This window comes from Paenibacillus sp. sgz302164 (assembly GCF_056120505.1).
On the sequence record NZ_JBVYOL010000026.1, the window covers coordinates 68,240 to 82,265 of the forward strand.

A 14,026-nucleotide genomic window follows, 5' to 3' on the forward strand; every position below is an offset into this window, starting at 1 on the left:
CCATTCATGCTGCATGCCGCTTTTCTCCTTCACAGTCTGGATACCGAAGAAGAGGGAATTCATCATTATTTGCAAAACCATATTCCAGCGCTGGCAGAACTGTTTCTCACATTTCTGCCACGCGGACGCCAAGGTGTGCTGCACCGTTTGATTCAATCTATTGTTCGTGAAAATATTGCAGGACTGGCGGAGCGATCGTTTATCGAAGCGCAGGGCGGGAGGCTCGTCATTTCTATTGCCCAGGATGTTAGGCTTCTAATACCTCTGGGGCGGTCATTTTCATTTGGCCGGTTTGATATTGCGGGAGACGTTGAAATTGTGAATAAAGATAAGAGAGAGGTGATCTGCCATCCGGCAGAGGTTTTGACATGGTTGGAACAATATGGGGAGGAGGAAAATGAAGGGGACGAACGGCAGCAAAGATGGGAACGATTCAGGCGGGAGCTGAGCAACAGCGCAGCAAACCTGGCGCTTGCCTATGCGGAAGCGGAGTTGCGGAAGCGGGGACTGCTTCGGCCGCAAACGCAGGAGGGTGCGCTTGGCTTGGAGGATTGGCTGCGCACGTTGAGGCAAGCGGATGAGCGCTTCAGCACGCTTGCTTATTTCGAGCAGTGGGTGATTGAAGGCCATCCCATTCATCCTGGCGCCAAGCTGCGAATGGGCATGGATGCTGAAGATGTTATCCGCTATTGCAGTGAATTCGGCGCATCTGTCAAACCTGTGCTGCTTGCAGTTGCCAAAACCGAATCGCAGGAAAGCTCGCTCGACGAAAGCACCTCCAACGAGCTGCTTGAGAAAGATTACCCGGGTATTAATGCGCATGCGCAGCGATGGCTGGCGGAGCAAGGTCTGGATATGAAAAATTATCGGCTCATTCCCGTCCATCCCTGGCAGTATGAGCATGTTATCCGGCGTATGCATAAAAGCGCGATTCAGGACGGCACGATCGTCCTCATTCCCGACGCCGGCATTGAGACGACGGCGCTGCTATCCCTCCGGACACTGGCTCCGCTGCAAAAAGCGGGGGAAGGACGCCATCATATCAAAACGGCGTTAGCCATACAAACTACAGGCACGATGCGGACAATTTCGGCTGCCTCCGGGAACAATGGGCCAATCGTATCCGGGCTGCTCGAAGATATTTTGAGCAAGGAGAACCATTTCGGCGGAACTTTTTTTATCGTACCGGAGCGTTTGGGCGTCTATTATGATCCGTCGGACCGGTCGCTTTCCGCTTTTCAAAGAGCCGAGTTGAATAAAAATCTGATCACGATTTTTCGCGAAAATGTGGAATCCTTTGTGGCGGATGACGAAATCGTTATGCCAGCCTCAGCGCTGCTCGCGTTCTCTCCATACAGCGGGCTGACAGTCGTTGAAGAACTGCTGGATCAGGTTCTGCGCAAGGGGGAATATGCGTGCAGAGCCGAGGCCGCTGTCGCCTTTGTTCGCGAATACGCAAAGGTGGCGCTGCCAGCCTGTCTGACGATGTTCAGCCGTTATGGCATCAGCTTGGAGGGGCATTTGCAAAACTGTATGCCGGTGTTCAAAAATGGCCTGATCGACCGCATGTACATGCGCGATTTCGGCGGTGTTCGCATGCTGAAGCCGCGCCTTGAGCGGCAGGGAATGCTGCGGGAATTTCATCCCGATTCGATCACTTTGACGGATAATGAGCGCGATGTCCGCAATAAATTGATCTATCCTGTAATTCAGAACCACTTTGGCGAGCTTCTGGCATGCATCGCGCGTGCGCTGAACATGGCCGAAGAGCGGTTATGGATTCCGGTGGCGGAAACTTGCAGGGAAGCATACCGGACACTCAAGCACGATGATACGATCAGAGAGCAGGCCGAACAGGACGAAATTGCTTTGTTCGCCGATCGTGTCGAACTGAAAGCGATGACTACGATGAGGCTGCTTGGGAAAATAACGAGCTATACCTATTCGGAAGTTCCGAACATCCTTGCTGCTGTAAAAAATAATGATTGACATCTTGGATTTAATTGATAATGATTATTGTTATCGGTTATAGCATTTTTTAAATATACATATTTTTGGGGGGCAGGTTTTCTATGTTTTCATCAAAAAAAATATCCGTCGTTCTTTCGGTTAGCATGATGGGGGCCGTTCTGTTGTCAGGCTGCGGCGCCGCAAACAAGGCAACTACGGCGGCATCGACTGGGCCCGGGGCTTCAACTGCTGCAGCGACTTCTGCGGCTGGATCGGCATCCGCGTCTCCGGCTGCGGGAAGCAAAACGGTAAAGCACGTCTGGGGAGAATCCGCCATCCAGGGCACACCCACCAAGCCGATTGCGCTTGATTTTTTTATCGTCGATATTCTTGCCTCGTTAGGCGTTAATCCGGTTGGCATTGCGGGAACGGGCAGTACGCGGGTTCCCGCGTACATCAAGGACAAAGTGGGAAATTTCACGGATATCGGCGAGCGCAAAGCTCCTAACCTTGAAGTGATCAGTTCCCTTAAGCCTGACCTGATTATCGCGAACCCTGAGCGTGCCAAAACGATTAAAGCGGATCTTGAGAAGATCGCGCCTTCCGTGGCCCTGAGCGATAAGACGTATAAGGCGATCCTGGACGATGTCGATCTCCTCGGAGGCATTTTCAATAAACAGGACCAGGCGAAAAAGGTCCGAGCGGATTTGGAGAAGAAAATCAGCGACGCCAAAGGAAATGTGAAGAACCAGCCTTCCGTTCTGGTTGTAGGCGTTTTTGACGACGAGATGAGCGTTTGGGCCAAGCAATCGTTCCCTTCAAGTCTTTTGAACGATATCGGCTTCAATTATGCTTTTGCCGGCGATAAAGAGAAATCCGAAGGGACGGCCGATATCGCGACGATGACGATCGAGAAAATGGCCCAACTGGATCCCGACGTATTGTTCCTGTACGGCGACAGCATCGACAAGCTGCAGGCGAACCCTCTTTACAAAAATATGAAAGCGGCCAAAAACAACCTTGTGCTTACGGTGGAGCAGGATCTGTGGGCGCGCGCCAGAGGCCCGATTGCCGCGGGGTTAATGATCGATCAGGCCGTCAATTTCGTGAGCGGCGGGGCGAAAAAATAAATCTATGCGAAGGAAAATAGCTCTGTTCTTCGGGCTGTCCACCCTGCTGGGCGTGCTCGCCTGCATCGCGCTTGGCTGGCATGTCAAGGGATTGTCTCTGGACACTGCGGCCGAGCTATTTCGGGGGAAAGCCGATGATAGCCTGATGGTGTATACCGTATGGCATATACGCTTTCCAAGAGTTCTTCTGGCGATCCTCCTGGGCGCCGCTTTATCCGTGGCCGGATGTCTGCTGCAAGGCATTACCCGCAATCCGCTGGCAGACCCTGAAGTCATCGGAATTAATCAAGGCGCAACTTTATTCGTGGTGTCGGGCTTGCTGCTGCTCGGCACCAAAGACGTTTCTGCGCTCATTCTCGTTTGCGCTTTTCTGGGAGCATTGGCGGGAGGAAGTATTGTATACGTTCTTTCTTTGCAAAGCCGGTTTACGCCGAGCCGTTTGGTGCTAGCCGGGATTGCCGTTTCACTTTTTTTTAGTTCGGTTTCTACAGGTCTGTTGCTGATGAACGAAACGACATTGTCCAATCTGATTTATTGGATGGCGGGCAAATTATCGGGCGCGGACTGGACCAAGGTCCGATTGTCCGCTTTCATTACCGTTCCGGTTATTGCGCTCGGATGGCTGCTGAGTCCCAGGCTGAATGTGCTGCTGCTGGACGATGAAGTAGCCGGAGGTCTCGGGCAAAATGTGAATGCGACCCGCCGGTTGGCGCTGCTCATCATAGCCGTCCTGGTTGGCGGCGCGGTTGCCGCTGCCGGACCGATCGGGTTCATCGGACTCATGGTGCCTCATATGGGACGCATGCTGTGGGGGCATGATTTCCGTGCGATGATTCCGCTTGCTGCCCTGCTTGGGGCAAATTTGCTGCTTGCCTCCGATTTGGCCGGGCAAGTTCTTTTTTATCCGGTTGAAACCCCCGTAGGCATTGTGACGGCACTGTTGGGCGTTCCATTTTTTATATACCTGATGCAGAGGAAAAGAGGAGAGATATTATGAGGACACGTCAACAGGTAATGAGCCGGCGGTTTATGCTGAGCCTGGTGGCGGGTCTGCTTCTTCTCCTTCTCTTTGCCGTACTCAGCTTGAGGCTTGGAGCGGTTCAGACGCCTTGGAGCGAAGTATGGCAGGGACTGACAGGCGAAGGGGTCGTTTTTCAATACCGTTTGCCCAGGCTGTTTGCGGCCATTATGGTAGGAATGAACCTGGCGGTAGCCGGTTCGATGATGCAAAGCATTACGCGCAATCCGATGGCCGCGCCGGATCTTGTCGGCATTAATGCAGGTGCAGGCCTCGTCATCGTGCTGCTTGTTTTGGCGGTTCCGGATTTTTCTCCGCTGCTGCTTCCCGTTGCGGCCTTTGCGGGAGCGGCGGGGGCCGGAGGGCTCGTGTATTTGCTTGCCAACCGGCGAAAAACGATGACGACGTCCCGCCTTGTGCTGAGCGGACTGGCGGTAGGCAGCGGTCTTCATGCGCTGATTACTCTCGTTTTGGTGCAATATGCGCCGAATGCCGCACAGGCACTCGTGTTTCTCAAAGGCAGCTTCTACGCGCTGTCTTGGGAACGCGTAGCGCTGCTCGCGCCCTGGACGCTGCTTGGCATACCGCTGGCTTACTTCGTTTCGCGCCAACTGACGCTTCTGCAGCTCGACGAAGCGGTTATCGCCGGTCTGGGCATCCCGGCTAACAGAATGAGGCTGCTGCTGCTTATTCTGGTCGTCGCTCTGGCGGCCAGCGCGGTGGCCATCGGCGGAACGATCAGCTTCGTCGGACTGATTGTCCCTCATTTCATCAAGTTCCTCATCGGCCCCGATTTCAAGCTTTCCACGCCGCTTGCCGCTTTGTCCGGCGCGCTGCTTGTCGTAATCGCCGACATGGCCGGACGGATCGTCATCCCGCCCGCCGAGCTGCCTGCCGGAATTATTACGGCTATTATCGGAGCTCCTTATTTCTTATACCTGCTCGTCAGAAAAGCATAGCGATCGGAAATGCCTTTGCATTTTGCCGAGGTAAATTATATTGTGAAAGGAGAACAGTTTTTCAGGAAGGGAAGAAGCGTGTATGAATTGCTTTGAACAAAGACAGAACCGGTTGCAGGAAGAGCTCCGGAAGCGCGGTTGGGCGGGTTTTCTGGTCACGCAAAACGTGGATATTTACTATTACTCCGGTTCGATGCAAACCGGATACTTATTCGTTCCCGCCGAAGGGGAACCGTTATATTTGGTCCGGCGCAGCGTAGTCCGCGCGCAGGAAGAGGCGGCCGCAGCGGTCGAGCCGCTGGGCTCGCTGAAGACGCTGCGCGACCGGCTTGCAGCCCGGTACCCGGGGCTGCTGGACGGAGCCGCGCCGGTGCGGCTCGCCACCGAGCTGGACGTGCTCCCCGTCCAGCAGTTCCAGCGGCTGCAGGCCGCGTTCCCGGGCGCGGCCTGGGAAGACGGCTCGCTGCTCGTCCGCGAGCAGCGCATGATCAAATCGCCGGACGAGGTCGTGGCGATCCGCCAGGCTGCGCGCGTCGTCGACGCGGCGCTTACGGCCGTCATCCCCGGCATNGTCCGCGAGCAGCGCATGATCAAATCGCCGGACGAGGTCGTGGCGATCCGCCAGGCTGCGCGCGTCGTCGACGCGGCGCTTACGGCCGTCATCCCCGGCATTCGCGAGGGGATGGCGGAGTTCGAGCTGATGGCGCTCATCGAGCATCAGCTCCGCCTGCGCGGGCACCAGGGGCTTATGCGCATGCGCGCCTACAATTCCGAGTTGATCACCGGAATGGTGGCGGCAGGCGCATCGGCGGCGGTGCCCACTTATTTTGACGGGCCGGCCGGGGGCACGGGGCTTCACCCGTCCAGCCCGCAAAGCTCGGGCCGCGCGGCGATCCGCCGCGGCGAACCGATTCTCGTCGATCTCGGCTGCTGCATCGACGGCTATTTGATCGATCAGACGCGCACGCTCGTGATCGGCGGTTTGGACCCCGAGCTGCAGCGCGCTTACGAGACGGCGGAGCAGGTGCTCCGCGCCACGGAAGCCAGGCTGCAGCCCGGCACGATCAGCGAGCATCTGTATCTGCTCGCGCTCGATCAAGTGCATGAAGCGGGCCTCGGCGCCCACTTCATGGGGTACGGCGATGACCAAGTGAAATTCCTTGGTCACGGCATCGGGCTCGAGATCGACGAGCTGCCCGTTCTCGCCAAAGGCTTCAAATACCCGCTTGCCCCGGGTATGGTCATCGCCATCGAGCCGAAATTTACATTTCCCGGCCGGGGCGTTGTCGGTATTGAAGAAACGTATCTGATCACGGAAACGGGATTCGAAAAGTTAACGCTTTCAAAAGTGGGGGTAATCTCCATATAACCTCGTGATTTCCCATAAAATGTCTGTCTCCGATGCGAAAAGTGGAGTATAGTTAATACATATAATGGAAATAGGAGATGCGCTTAGCGTATGGACTTTTTAGGGTTCATGATTTTCGGGGTTCTTGAATTGTCTGCCATATACTTTTTGATTTTCAGATTGTTCAAGATCGATTTATATGTGTTCTCGATCGTTTTCGCGAGTGTATTAAGCAACTTTATTTCCTACACCCTGCGCGAGGTTTATCATTTGACCAGCTCGGATATTATTATCCAGATGCTGCTTATGGTTGCATTTTGCTGGCAGCTATTCAGAATTCAACTTTTTTACTCCGTGATCATGGTCAGTATCGGTTATATCGCCTTTGTCGCTTTGCAAACGACACTGTTTTTGCTTGCCAATTGGTTCAAGCTGGTACCGGATGTACTTAACCCTACATCGCCGATTGCGTATATTTTGCAGACTGTCTCGGCTTGTTTTACGTTTGGCGCAGGCTGGTTTGTACACAAAAGCAAGAAGGGTTTTAACTTTGTGCCTCATAGCCCGCAAAAAAACGTGCTTAAAGAACAAAGCAAAAATGCATGGATGCTCCTTTTATATTGCACGGCTACGCTGGTCCCGCTCTTGCTTAGCGTGATTTTTGCCTTGAGCGAATCCAACAAATGGTTTTTTGTGATACCGATCGCTTCATGCTTGATTTTGTGGGCGCTTTTATACTGGGCGTACAAGAAGGAACAAAGCTATGATTGACAAGCTCGCAGGTCGCATTGCCGTTGCGGTGAAAAGAGCGAACAGCGAGCAGACGGCTTCCGTTGAAGTGCTTCAATATGCGCTCATTATTTATATCAATACAAGCCTTATTTTCATTCAGTGCCTGCTCATCGGCTGGCTGACGAACAAGCTGCCGGAGACGCTGCTTTGCTTCTTGGTCTTCACGGTATTGCGTTTTTTTAGCGGAGGCAAGCACGCAAGCTCTACGGTGGCATGCAATCTTTTGTCGACTTTGGTATTGGCGTCAATTCCCCACCTGGCTGTTGAAGATACGAAGTGGGTGCTGCTGGAGACTATCGCCAGCTTATCGATCGTGGCTATGTTCGCTCCAAACATAGATAGCGAAACCGATATCGACGCTCGCTACTATCCGTTATTGAAAGCCGTTTCACTCTGCATCGTCGTCTCTAACTTATTCTTTCAGTCGGGGTATATCGGCTTGTGTCTATTGGCGCAATCCGTTACCATAATACCATGGTGGGAAAGGAGGACAAGAGTATGAAAAAAACAGCAGCGCTTCTTGCTTCCAGGGTGCTTTCCGCTTCGGCCAAAGTGTTTGTCAAAACGAATAAAGCTGTGATGTCCAGTCCCAAAGCGCCAAGCGAACTTCGCAAGTAACACATTTTTTTAGTTGGAGTTGGAAGGAATTCATGCGGGTACTAGCTAGAGACGGAACGGTTCATGAACTGAAGGAATCGGAAATTTTATATTTTTCTATTCACAAAAGTGAAATATCGGTTCACACGGCTCATGCGGAGTATATCCTTCCAACGAACTTCGAGCAATTGCAGCAGGCATATGCGGAATTAAATTTTGATCGGGTGGATAGGTCTTACATTGTGAATCTGGACAAGGTTCAGGGGTATCATGCCGAAAGGCAATCCGTTTTTTTTAGCGATGGAACCTTTGCTCCAGTTTCGGAGAGACATCAGAAAAAGATCATTCAATATTTAAATGAAAACAAAAAAAGAGACTGACGTCATTGGGCGCGAGTCTCTTTTTGTCTTTGCAGCAGCAAATCCATCTCTTTCCAAGAGGCCTGAATTTGTTCGACTGCGGGAACGGGAGTCCGGTTATAACCTATCAAAATAGCGAGCTCCAAGCATTCCTCAAATGCGGTATCGGCTTTTCTTAAATTGTTATTTACTTCCATGGCGTGCTCCTCGATCCATTATTCTGTGTCATTTCATAATTGGTTTCGTACTTTGCAATTCGCCAACTGCGTGCTGATTTGGATGAATATGGTATCTTTTCCTGTGTTCAAATCATACCATAGCGCCGTAGCGGCTGTATGCAGGTATTTAAAATTTAAAAATAACTTGACGTGATTGTAATTTTATGGTAAAGAAAAACTGCCCAAGAAACATGATTGTTTCAAGGACAGTTGTACCATTAAGTTTAGATTTTTTCAACAACTTTATCTATCAAACCGTATGCCTGGGCCTCGGCTGCCGACATGTAGAAGTCTCGGTCGGAATCCTGGTATATTTTTTCGATAGGCTGTTTGCTCGTTTCGGACAAAATGCGGTTCAAGATTTGCCTTGTCTTGAGAATGTGATCGGCGCGAATCTTGATGTCGCTGGCTTGCCCCTGTGCGCCTCCCCATGGCTGGTGAATCATGATCTCGGCATTAGGCAGAGCCAATCTTTTGCCCGGGGCTCCGGCCGTCAGGAGGATTGCGCCCATGGAAGCGGCCATGCCTACGCAAATCGTAGAGACATCGGGCTTAATGAAGTGCATCGTATCGTAGATGGCGAGTCCCGCAGAGGTGGAGCCGCCCGGCGAATTGATGTACAGGGAGATGTCCTTTTCCGGGTCTTCGGCGGAGAGGAACAGGAGTTGGGCAATGACGGCGTTCGCTACCTGATCGTCAATGGCGGTGCCGACGAAGACGATCCGATCCTTCAGCAGCCGGGAGTATATGTCGTAGGAGCGCTCGCCGCGACCGGATTGTTCAACGACCATAGGAATATAATTCATGGTAATCATCCTTTCGTATTTATGCTGCCTTGCCTTGTACGGTGCTGCTGCCGGCATACGGTTTTTGGCCGAATCCCGAGGATACAATGAGAAGCCGGATAGGCTGATTCGGTCCGGCCGAAGAGATGCTTCTGCTTATAACGGTAGCCTCGGAATCTGCGTTAGCGGCGGCCGGATTGCGGAAGCTTTCGATCGGGACGACGTTGTTCTCCGAGTTTTTAACATCTGCGGAAGTTTGCTCCCATACGATAACAGGAGCGGCGACGCGCTGCGGCGTACTTGGTTCTTGTTCGTGCTTCTTCACAGATTTTTCCCTCCTTATCCTTCTTGCGGCTTCGGATACACGGCGAGCATTACGTGATACAAGCTGTTTCCTTCGGGGCTGCAGCCGTATCTTTCGACAAGCTGCTGAACCAGGGCGGCGTATTCCTCGACAAAAGCGGACCGCTGCCGCTCATCCGTCAAATTCACCTGCAGCTGCATGGCGGCGCTGGGCACGATTTCATCGGCATCGGACTGTTCCATCAGCAGGAGCGCATCTTTTTTCATCCGCTCGGAAGCCGTGATGAGATGGGCCAGTGAGCTTTGATCCTTCATTTTCTGCATGCTCTCCGGTTTCATGCTTAACGATTCGGCAAGCACAAAAGTTTTGGCAACAGCCCGATACAGCACCTCGACAAGATTGCGCACCTGACGGGTGCCTGTTTTGCGTACCAGGCCCGCCTTTTCCAGAGCTTTCAGGTGATAGTTGATGCGCTGGGCCGTTTCGCCCAACTGTCGTGCTACTTCAGCGGCGGATGCAGGCTCCATCAGCTGCGCGAGGATTTGGCCGCGAAGCGGGTTCAGCAGAACCATCGCCTGTTCGGGAAGCTCGATGTAATAGCTTTCTTGAATGTCGTTCATCATGGAGAAATGCCTCCATTACAAAATATATGTTACGTAAAAATATTTTATTACGTGAGTGAAGATTTGTCAAATGCATTTGTTTAATTTGCTGTTGGTTTTATTTTCAAAGAACAATTATTCCTTCTTGAGGAGTCCATCAACCTGTTTTCACTCTCGGATGCTGAAATCGGGGATCTCGAACGAAAATTGTATGAGAGCAAGCTGCTTTCCGATTCGCAGATTAAGTCTATTCAGAAAAAGGAACTTAAGGGTTGCTCACGATATGGACTGAAAACCTTCGCGGGGAAACATTGGAGCAAAATGATCGAGAATGAGACCCTGCGGAACAATTTCGTCGAAAGTGTGCCGGCTTTGGGGGCTGTAGTGATAGGCATAGCTTTTTTTGTTTAAATCAAAAGAAGTATCTCCCGAACAAGGAGATACTTCTTTTTTATGACTTCATAAAGCTGCCTTTTACGGCTCGAACCGCTTGCCTTATTTTTCCAAGATGGCGATCGCTTCGATCTCGATTAAAAGATCAGGACTGACAAGTTCAGACACTCCGATGTGAGAACGAGCCGGTCTATGTCCATTGAAAAAGGCGTTATAGACTTCGTTTACTTCATTTTGCAGATCCATACGCTTATTAAAGATGGTTGTCTTAACAATATCGTTGATCGTACCTCCGGCGGCTTCCACGACAATTTTGAGATTTTCAAGAACAATTTGCGTCTGTTCTTTAATCGAGCTCGGCAGAGACATACCCGTATCGCTTTTCTCGGACTTTGGAACCCAACCAAAAGAGGGATGACCGTAATACAGAGGATAGGCCGTAGCACCCGAGAGGTATAAGGTTGTTGTTGTTCCGTGCTTCACTTCATAACCTAACGAAAATGGCATATCGTCAACATAACCAGGCAAAACAATCGTTTTTTTCATTTTTAAATAAAGCCTCCTTTTTGAAATCTGGAATTTACCGGGCTCAAATTGAAGATGCGATGATGATACTACCGGTCTTGTTGGCGGCCACGATGGCATCCGTCGCTCCCGCGCCGATATCGTCGCCTGGATAAAGCCTGCTTCCGATGAAGAAGTGTTTATCAGTCCGTAAGTCTGAAAGGCGAAGAACAATACCGGAGAAAATAGACCCAGGGGAACCACTCTCCATATATCGCGCAGTGTAAACCTTATGTGAACCCAGCCGAACATGATTCTGGCCGTAATCATTGAAAAATGCCCCTCGCCACTCATTTTAAACATATGTATTATGTACTACAATATAAGAAAAATACATCTGTATCGGTACAGATACATCTCGGGGCTTATTTTGATGCATAAATTTTTGCTAGTATTAAGAGATTTGGAACAATTAATCTCTAACCATACTTACAAAGAAGGAGATAAACTTCCTTCCATTCGTGTTCTTGCAAATCAATACAACATGAACAAAAATGTTTCTCGCGCGCGTACAGATGAGATCGAGAAAGGCGTCAGTGAATTAGGTAAGCGTCAAATAGCCCACACCTTGTAATCAAGATGAGGGCTATTTATGTTTTTAGTCAGCCTTAAACGCGCGACAAGTCAGTGGTAGCGACGACGACATGGCAGCAGGCTATCTAACACTTCTAGTCGTTTCTCCTTATGCTTTTGAGCATTAGTCAACTCCATTTGCTTCTTTGGGAGAATGAATTAGAAGATTATGATCGATCGGTGAAGACATGACAATCAGGATTGTATAGGTTCCATATTTATCGCATTGATTGCCAAACTCTTCGAGCGTGCGTGTGGATTCCGTCACTACTTTTAATAAATAACTGTGTTCTCCGCTTATGCGGTGGCACTCGGCAACATGGGGAGATGCATGGACAAAATCAAGAAACGCCAAGCAGTCTCTAGTCTGAAACAACATATAGGCTGCCGCATGCTTCCCAATTTTTTCAGGAGAAATGACGGTACGATACTCTTCGATTATTCCCTTTTCTTCCATTCTCTTAACTCGTTCCGTTACAGCAGGTTGGGACAATCCCACGCTTTTACCCAGCTCAGTCATTGAAATCCTTGCCTGGTTTTGAAGATAGAAGAGGATTTGTTTGTCTACATGATCCACTTTGAGTGTCCTCCTTTAAATTAAAGGTATTTTAAATAAATAACTTTTATTTCTTTGTATAATCATCATATTTGATTTGATGTGTTATGTAAAATGAAAGATTTTAATTATATAATATGACAAGACTCACATGAATAAGGGCGATTCACACATAAGAAGTCAGAGAGGAAGGGCAAGTAATGAGCAAATACGATTTAAATAAGGCAGGTACAGAAGATTTACAGGCACGTATTGATGAGGTCGTTGATTGTACAATTGACGAAAAAAAGCTGGCTGGTGCTGTTACCCAATCTAAGTTTGGAGGGTTCTCTCGATGACTCTCTCCCATTCCAGCAAAAATATAATCGCATTGGCCGCGATATGTTTGTCCGCGCTAATGTTCGGCCTCGAAATTTCCAGTGTGCCAGTGATACTTCCAACCTTGGAAAAGGTATTGCATGGCAATCTCAAGGATATGCAATGGATTATGAACGCCTACACCATTGCTAGTACGACAGTTCTAATGGCTGTTGGAACGCTGGCTGACCGGTTTGGAAGGAGGCGTATTTTTATTATCAGCCTCGTCTTGTTCGGCATTACATCCTTGATTTGTGGCTTGGCACAAAGCACGTCAGTTCTGATCGTCAGCCGGTTTCTTCAAGGCGTGGGTGCTGGCGCGATGCTGATTTGCCAGATAGCAATTCTTTCGCATCAGTTTCAGGAAGGAAAAGAACGCAGTAAAGCCTTTAGCGCATGGGGGATCGTGTTCGGTATCGGCCTCGGTTTTGGACCCATCATCGGCGGCATGATTGTGGCTATTTCGAACTGGCATTGGGTTTTCCTGGTCCACGTCCCGCTGACCATCCTCACTTTGATCTTTGTTTTAGGCAGCGTAGAGGAGTCCAGCGATCCGCAGGCGAAAAAGTTGGACATTATCGGCATCGTCATGCTTTCGTTGACGGTTTTTGGGCTGGCATACTTTATCACGCAAGGGCCGGAACTCGGCTTTACCAGCATAGCCGCCATCAGCACCCTTGTTGCAACGGCAGCATGTTTCATTATTTTTCTGTTTGCGGAAAAGCTCAGCACCCATCCGATGTTCGACTTTTCCGTATTCAGGATACGTAATTTTTCCGGCGCGCTCTTTGGCTCCGTCGGCATGAATTTCAGTTTCTGGCCGTTCATGATCTATCTGCCGATCTATTTCCAGAGCGGTCTTGGTTACGGCACCGTGGCAGCTGGGCTGTCTCTCTTGGCTTATACGCTGCCCACCCTGGTGATTCCGCCTCTGGCAGAGCGCCTTTCGCTCCGCTATCAGCCGCGCATAGTCATCCCATCGGGTCTGTTCATCATCGGCATAGGCTTCATTTTGATGAAATTTGGCAGCGGCGGCGATCACGCCAACTGGTTGACCATGCTCCCCGGTTCCCTGTTGGCTGGTATTGGGCTTGGCTTAACCAACACGCCTGTGACCAACACGACCACCGGCTCGGTTCCGAGTACCCGTGCAGGCATGGCTTCCGGCATAGACACGAGTGCCAGATTGATCAGTCTAGCCATCAACATCGCCGTGATGGGATTCATTTTGCAGGAAGGCATCCTGTCTTATTTGAAGCAGGTCCTTCCTGGGACTCTCGATATAACGCAATTGCGGACTTTGGCCGAGAAAATAGCCGCTGGAAACACTACATCTCTCAAGCAGGGTTTACCGGAACTGTCCTCTCTGGATGCGTCCGGAGCCGTGGTCCACGCGGCTCTTGTGCACGGATTTGGCTTGGTGATGCTCTATGGTGGCATTGGCGTGTGGATTTTGGCCGCGATCAGTTTTATGATTTTTGGATCCAAGAGAGCAGCTAGAGTGTGAAGGGCATCGCGCCT

At 50.6% G+C, this 14,026-nt stretch carries 17 protein-coding genes; 11 read left to right on the forward strand and 6 right to left on the reverse strand.

The annotated features are described in order from the left end of the window. Positions 1-6 precede the first annotated feature (6 nt). From AC0LWT_RS31500 to AC0LWT_RS31535, 8 genes are all read left to right on the forward strand, one after another. Entirely contained in the window at positions 7-1,989 is a 1,983-nt protein-coding gene (locus AC0LWT_RS31500; protein WP_474685249.1) for an IucA/IucC family protein, read from the forward strand. 83 nt (positions 1,990-2,072) lie between these two features. After that, the gene (locus AC0LWT_RS31505) at positions 2,073-3,080 is read left to right on the forward strand and encodes an ABC transporter substrate-binding protein (protein WP_474685250.1); all 1,008 of its coding nucleotides are present in this window, start codon (positions 2,073-2,075) and stop codon (positions 3,078-3,080) included. Between the two features lie 4 nt (positions 3,081-3,084). Continuing rightward, a complete protein-coding gene (locus AC0LWT_RS31510; protein WP_474685251.1) occupies positions 3,085-4,077 on the forward strand; it encodes a FecCD family ABC transporter permease in 993 nt (330 codons plus the stop codon). Further along, the gene (locus tag AC0LWT_RS31515; protein ID WP_474685252.1) at positions 4,074-5,057 is read left to right on the forward strand and encodes a FecCD family ABC transporter permease; all 984 of its coding nucleotides are present in this window, start codon (positions 4,074-4,076) and stop codon (positions 5,055-5,057) included. Before AC0LWT_RS31510 ends, AC0LWT_RS31515 begins: the two co-directional genes overlap by 4 nt. 82 nt (positions 5,058-5,139) lie before the next feature. Further along, complete coding sequence (locus AC0LWT_RS31520; RefSeq protein WP_474685253.1) at positions 5,140-6,426, forward strand: M24 family metallopeptidase; 1,287 nt, start codon at positions 5,140-5,142, stop codon at positions 6,424-6,426. 90 nt (positions 6,427-6,516) lie between these two features. After that, entirely contained in the window at positions 6,517-7,176 is a 660-nt protein-coding gene (locus tag AC0LWT_RS31525) for a hypothetical protein (protein WP_474685254.1), read from the forward strand. Continuing rightward, positions 7,169-7,699: an accessory gene regulator ArgB-like protein gene (locus AC0LWT_RS31530; RefSeq protein WP_474685255.1), complete on the forward strand. Its 531-nt coding sequence runs from the start codon at positions 7,169-7,171 to the stop codon at positions 7,697-7,699. Before AC0LWT_RS31525 ends, AC0LWT_RS31530 begins: the two co-directional genes overlap by 8 nt. 148 nt (positions 7,700-7,847) lie before the next feature. Next, the gene (locus AC0LWT_RS31535) at positions 7,848-8,174 is read left to right on the forward strand and encodes a LytTR family DNA-binding domain-containing protein (RefSeq protein ID WP_474685256.1); all 327 of its coding nucleotides are present in this window, start codon (positions 7,848-7,850) and stop codon (positions 8,172-8,174) included. A 2-nt stretch (positions 8,175-8,176) separates the two neighbouring features. On the opposite strand, the gene AC0LWT_RS31540 is transcribed toward AC0LWT_RS31535, so the two are convergent. The 5 genes from AC0LWT_RS31540 to AC0LWT_RS31560 form a co-directional block, all read right to left on the reverse strand. Next, on the reverse strand, positions 8,177-8,350 hold the full coding sequence (locus AC0LWT_RS31540; protein WP_474685257.1) for a hypothetical protein: 174 nt from the start codon (positions 8,348-8,350) through the stop codon (positions 8,177-8,179). Between the two features lie 245 nt (positions 8,351-8,595). Continuing rightward, positions 8,596-9,177: an ATP-dependent Clp endopeptidase proteolytic subunit ClpP gene (gene clpP, locus AC0LWT_RS31545; protein WP_474685258.1), complete on the reverse strand. Its 582-nt coding sequence runs from the start codon at positions 9,175-9,177 to the stop codon at positions 8,596-8,598. 19 nt (positions 9,178-9,196) lie between these two features. Next, the gene (locus tag AC0LWT_RS31550; protein WP_474685259.1) at positions 9,197-9,481 is read right to left on the reverse strand and encodes a hypothetical protein; all 285 of its coding nucleotides are present in this window, start codon (positions 9,479-9,481) and stop codon (positions 9,197-9,199) included. 14 nt (positions 9,482-9,495) lie between these two features. Then, entirely contained in the window at positions 9,496-10,083 is a 588-nt protein-coding gene (locus AC0LWT_RS31555; protein WP_474685260.1) for an ArsR/SmtB family transcription factor, read from the reverse strand. A 474-nt stretch (positions 10,084-10,557) separates the two neighbouring features. After that, the gene (locus AC0LWT_RS31560) at positions 10,558-11,289 is read right to left on the reverse strand and encodes a Rid family hydrolase (protein ID WP_474685261.1); all 732 of its coding nucleotides are present in this window, start codon (positions 11,287-11,289) and stop codon (positions 10,558-10,560) included. Positions 11,290-11,392: 103 nt separating this feature from the next. On the opposite strand from AC0LWT_RS31560, the gene AC0LWT_RS31565 reads away from it, so the two are divergent. Beyond that, entirely contained in the window at positions 11,393-11,593 is a 201-nt protein-coding gene (locus AC0LWT_RS31565) for a GntR family transcriptional regulator (RefSeq protein WP_474685262.1), read from the forward strand. Between the two features lie 123 nt (positions 11,594-11,716). On the opposite strand, the gene AC0LWT_RS31570 is transcribed toward AC0LWT_RS31565, so the two are convergent. Next, positions 11,717-12,169 (reverse strand): Lrp/AsnC family transcriptional regulator, encoded by a 453-nt coding sequence (locus tag AC0LWT_RS31570; RefSeq protein WP_474685263.1) that lies wholly within the window; start codon positions 12,167-12,169, stop codon positions 11,717-11,719. Positions 12,170-12,348: 179 nt separating this feature from the next. Here AC0LWT_RS31570 and AC0LWT_RS31575 point away from each other — a divergent pair, with 179 nt between their 5' ends. Both AC0LWT_RS31575 and AC0LWT_RS31580 read left to right on the forward strand, forming a co-directional pair. Beyond that, positions 12,349-12,486: a hypothetical protein gene (locus tag AC0LWT_RS31575; protein ID WP_474685264.1), complete on the forward strand. Its 138-nt coding sequence runs from the start codon at positions 12,349-12,351 to the stop codon at positions 12,484-12,486. Beyond that, positions 12,483-14,012, forward strand: coding sequence for an MFS transporter (locus tag AC0LWT_RS31580; protein ID WP_474685265.1), 1,530 nt, complete (start codon positions 12,483-12,485; stop codon positions 14,010-14,012). The genes AC0LWT_RS31575 and AC0LWT_RS31580 overlap by 4 nt, the downstream gene beginning before the upstream one ends. Positions 14,013-14,026 lie beyond the last annotated feature (14 nt).

Excerpts from the sequence above, each read along its gene's own strand:
- AC0LWT_RS31500 (WP_474685249.1), top strand. The coding sequence starts at position 7 with ATGCTGCATGCCGCTTTTCTCCTTCACAGTCTGGATACCGAAGAAGAG.
- AC0LWT_RS31505 (WP_474685250.1), top strand. The coding sequence starts at position 2,073 with ATGTTTTCATCAAAAAAAATATCCGTCGTTCTTTCGGTTAGCATGATG.
- AC0LWT_RS31510 (WP_474685251.1), top strand. The coding sequence starts at position 3,085 with ATGCGAAGGAAAATAGCTCTGTTCTTCGGGCTGTCCACCCTGCTGGGC.
- AC0LWT_RS31515 (WP_474685252.1), top strand. The coding sequence starts at position 4,074 with ATGAGGACACGTCAACAGGTAATGAGCCGGCGGTTTATGCTGAGCCTG.
- AC0LWT_RS31525 (WP_474685254.1), top strand. The coding sequence starts at position 6,517 with ATGGACTTTTTAGGGTTCATGATTTTCGGGGTTCTTGAATTGTCTGCC.
- AC0LWT_RS31530 (WP_474685255.1), top strand. The coding sequence starts at position 7,169 with ATGATTGACAAGCTCGCAGGTCGCATTGCCGTTGCGGTGAAAAGAGCG.
- AC0LWT_RS31535 (WP_474685256.1), top strand. The coding sequence starts at position 7,848 with ATGCGGGTACTAGCTAGAGACGGAACGGTTCATGAACTGAAGGAATCG.
- AC0LWT_RS31540 (WP_474685257.1), bottom strand. The coding sequence starts at position 8,350 with ATGGAAGTAAATAACAATTTAAGAAAAGCCGATACCGCATTTGAGGAA.
- clpP (WP_474685258.1), bottom strand. The coding sequence starts at position 9,177 with ATGAATTATATTCCTATGGTCGTTGAACAATCCGGTCGCGGCGAGCGC.
- AC0LWT_RS31555 (WP_474685260.1), bottom strand. The coding sequence starts at position 10,083 with ATGATGAACGACATTCAAGAAAGCTATTACATCGAGCTTCCCGAACAG.
- AC0LWT_RS31560 (WP_474685261.1), bottom strand. The coding sequence starts at position 11,289 with ATGATTACGGCCAGAATCATGTTCGGCTGGGTTCACATAAGGTTTACA.
- AC0LWT_RS31565 (WP_474685262.1), top strand. The coding sequence starts at position 11,393 with ATGCATAAATTTTTGCTAGTATTAAGAGATTTGGAACAATTAATCTCT.
- AC0LWT_RS31575 (WP_474685264.1), top strand. The coding sequence starts at position 12,349 with ATGAGCAAATACGATTTAAATAAGGCAGGTACAGAAGATTTACAGGCA.
- AC0LWT_RS31580 (WP_474685265.1), top strand. The coding sequence starts at position 12,483 with ATGACTCTCTCCCATTCCAGCAAAAATATAATCGCATTGGCCGCGATA.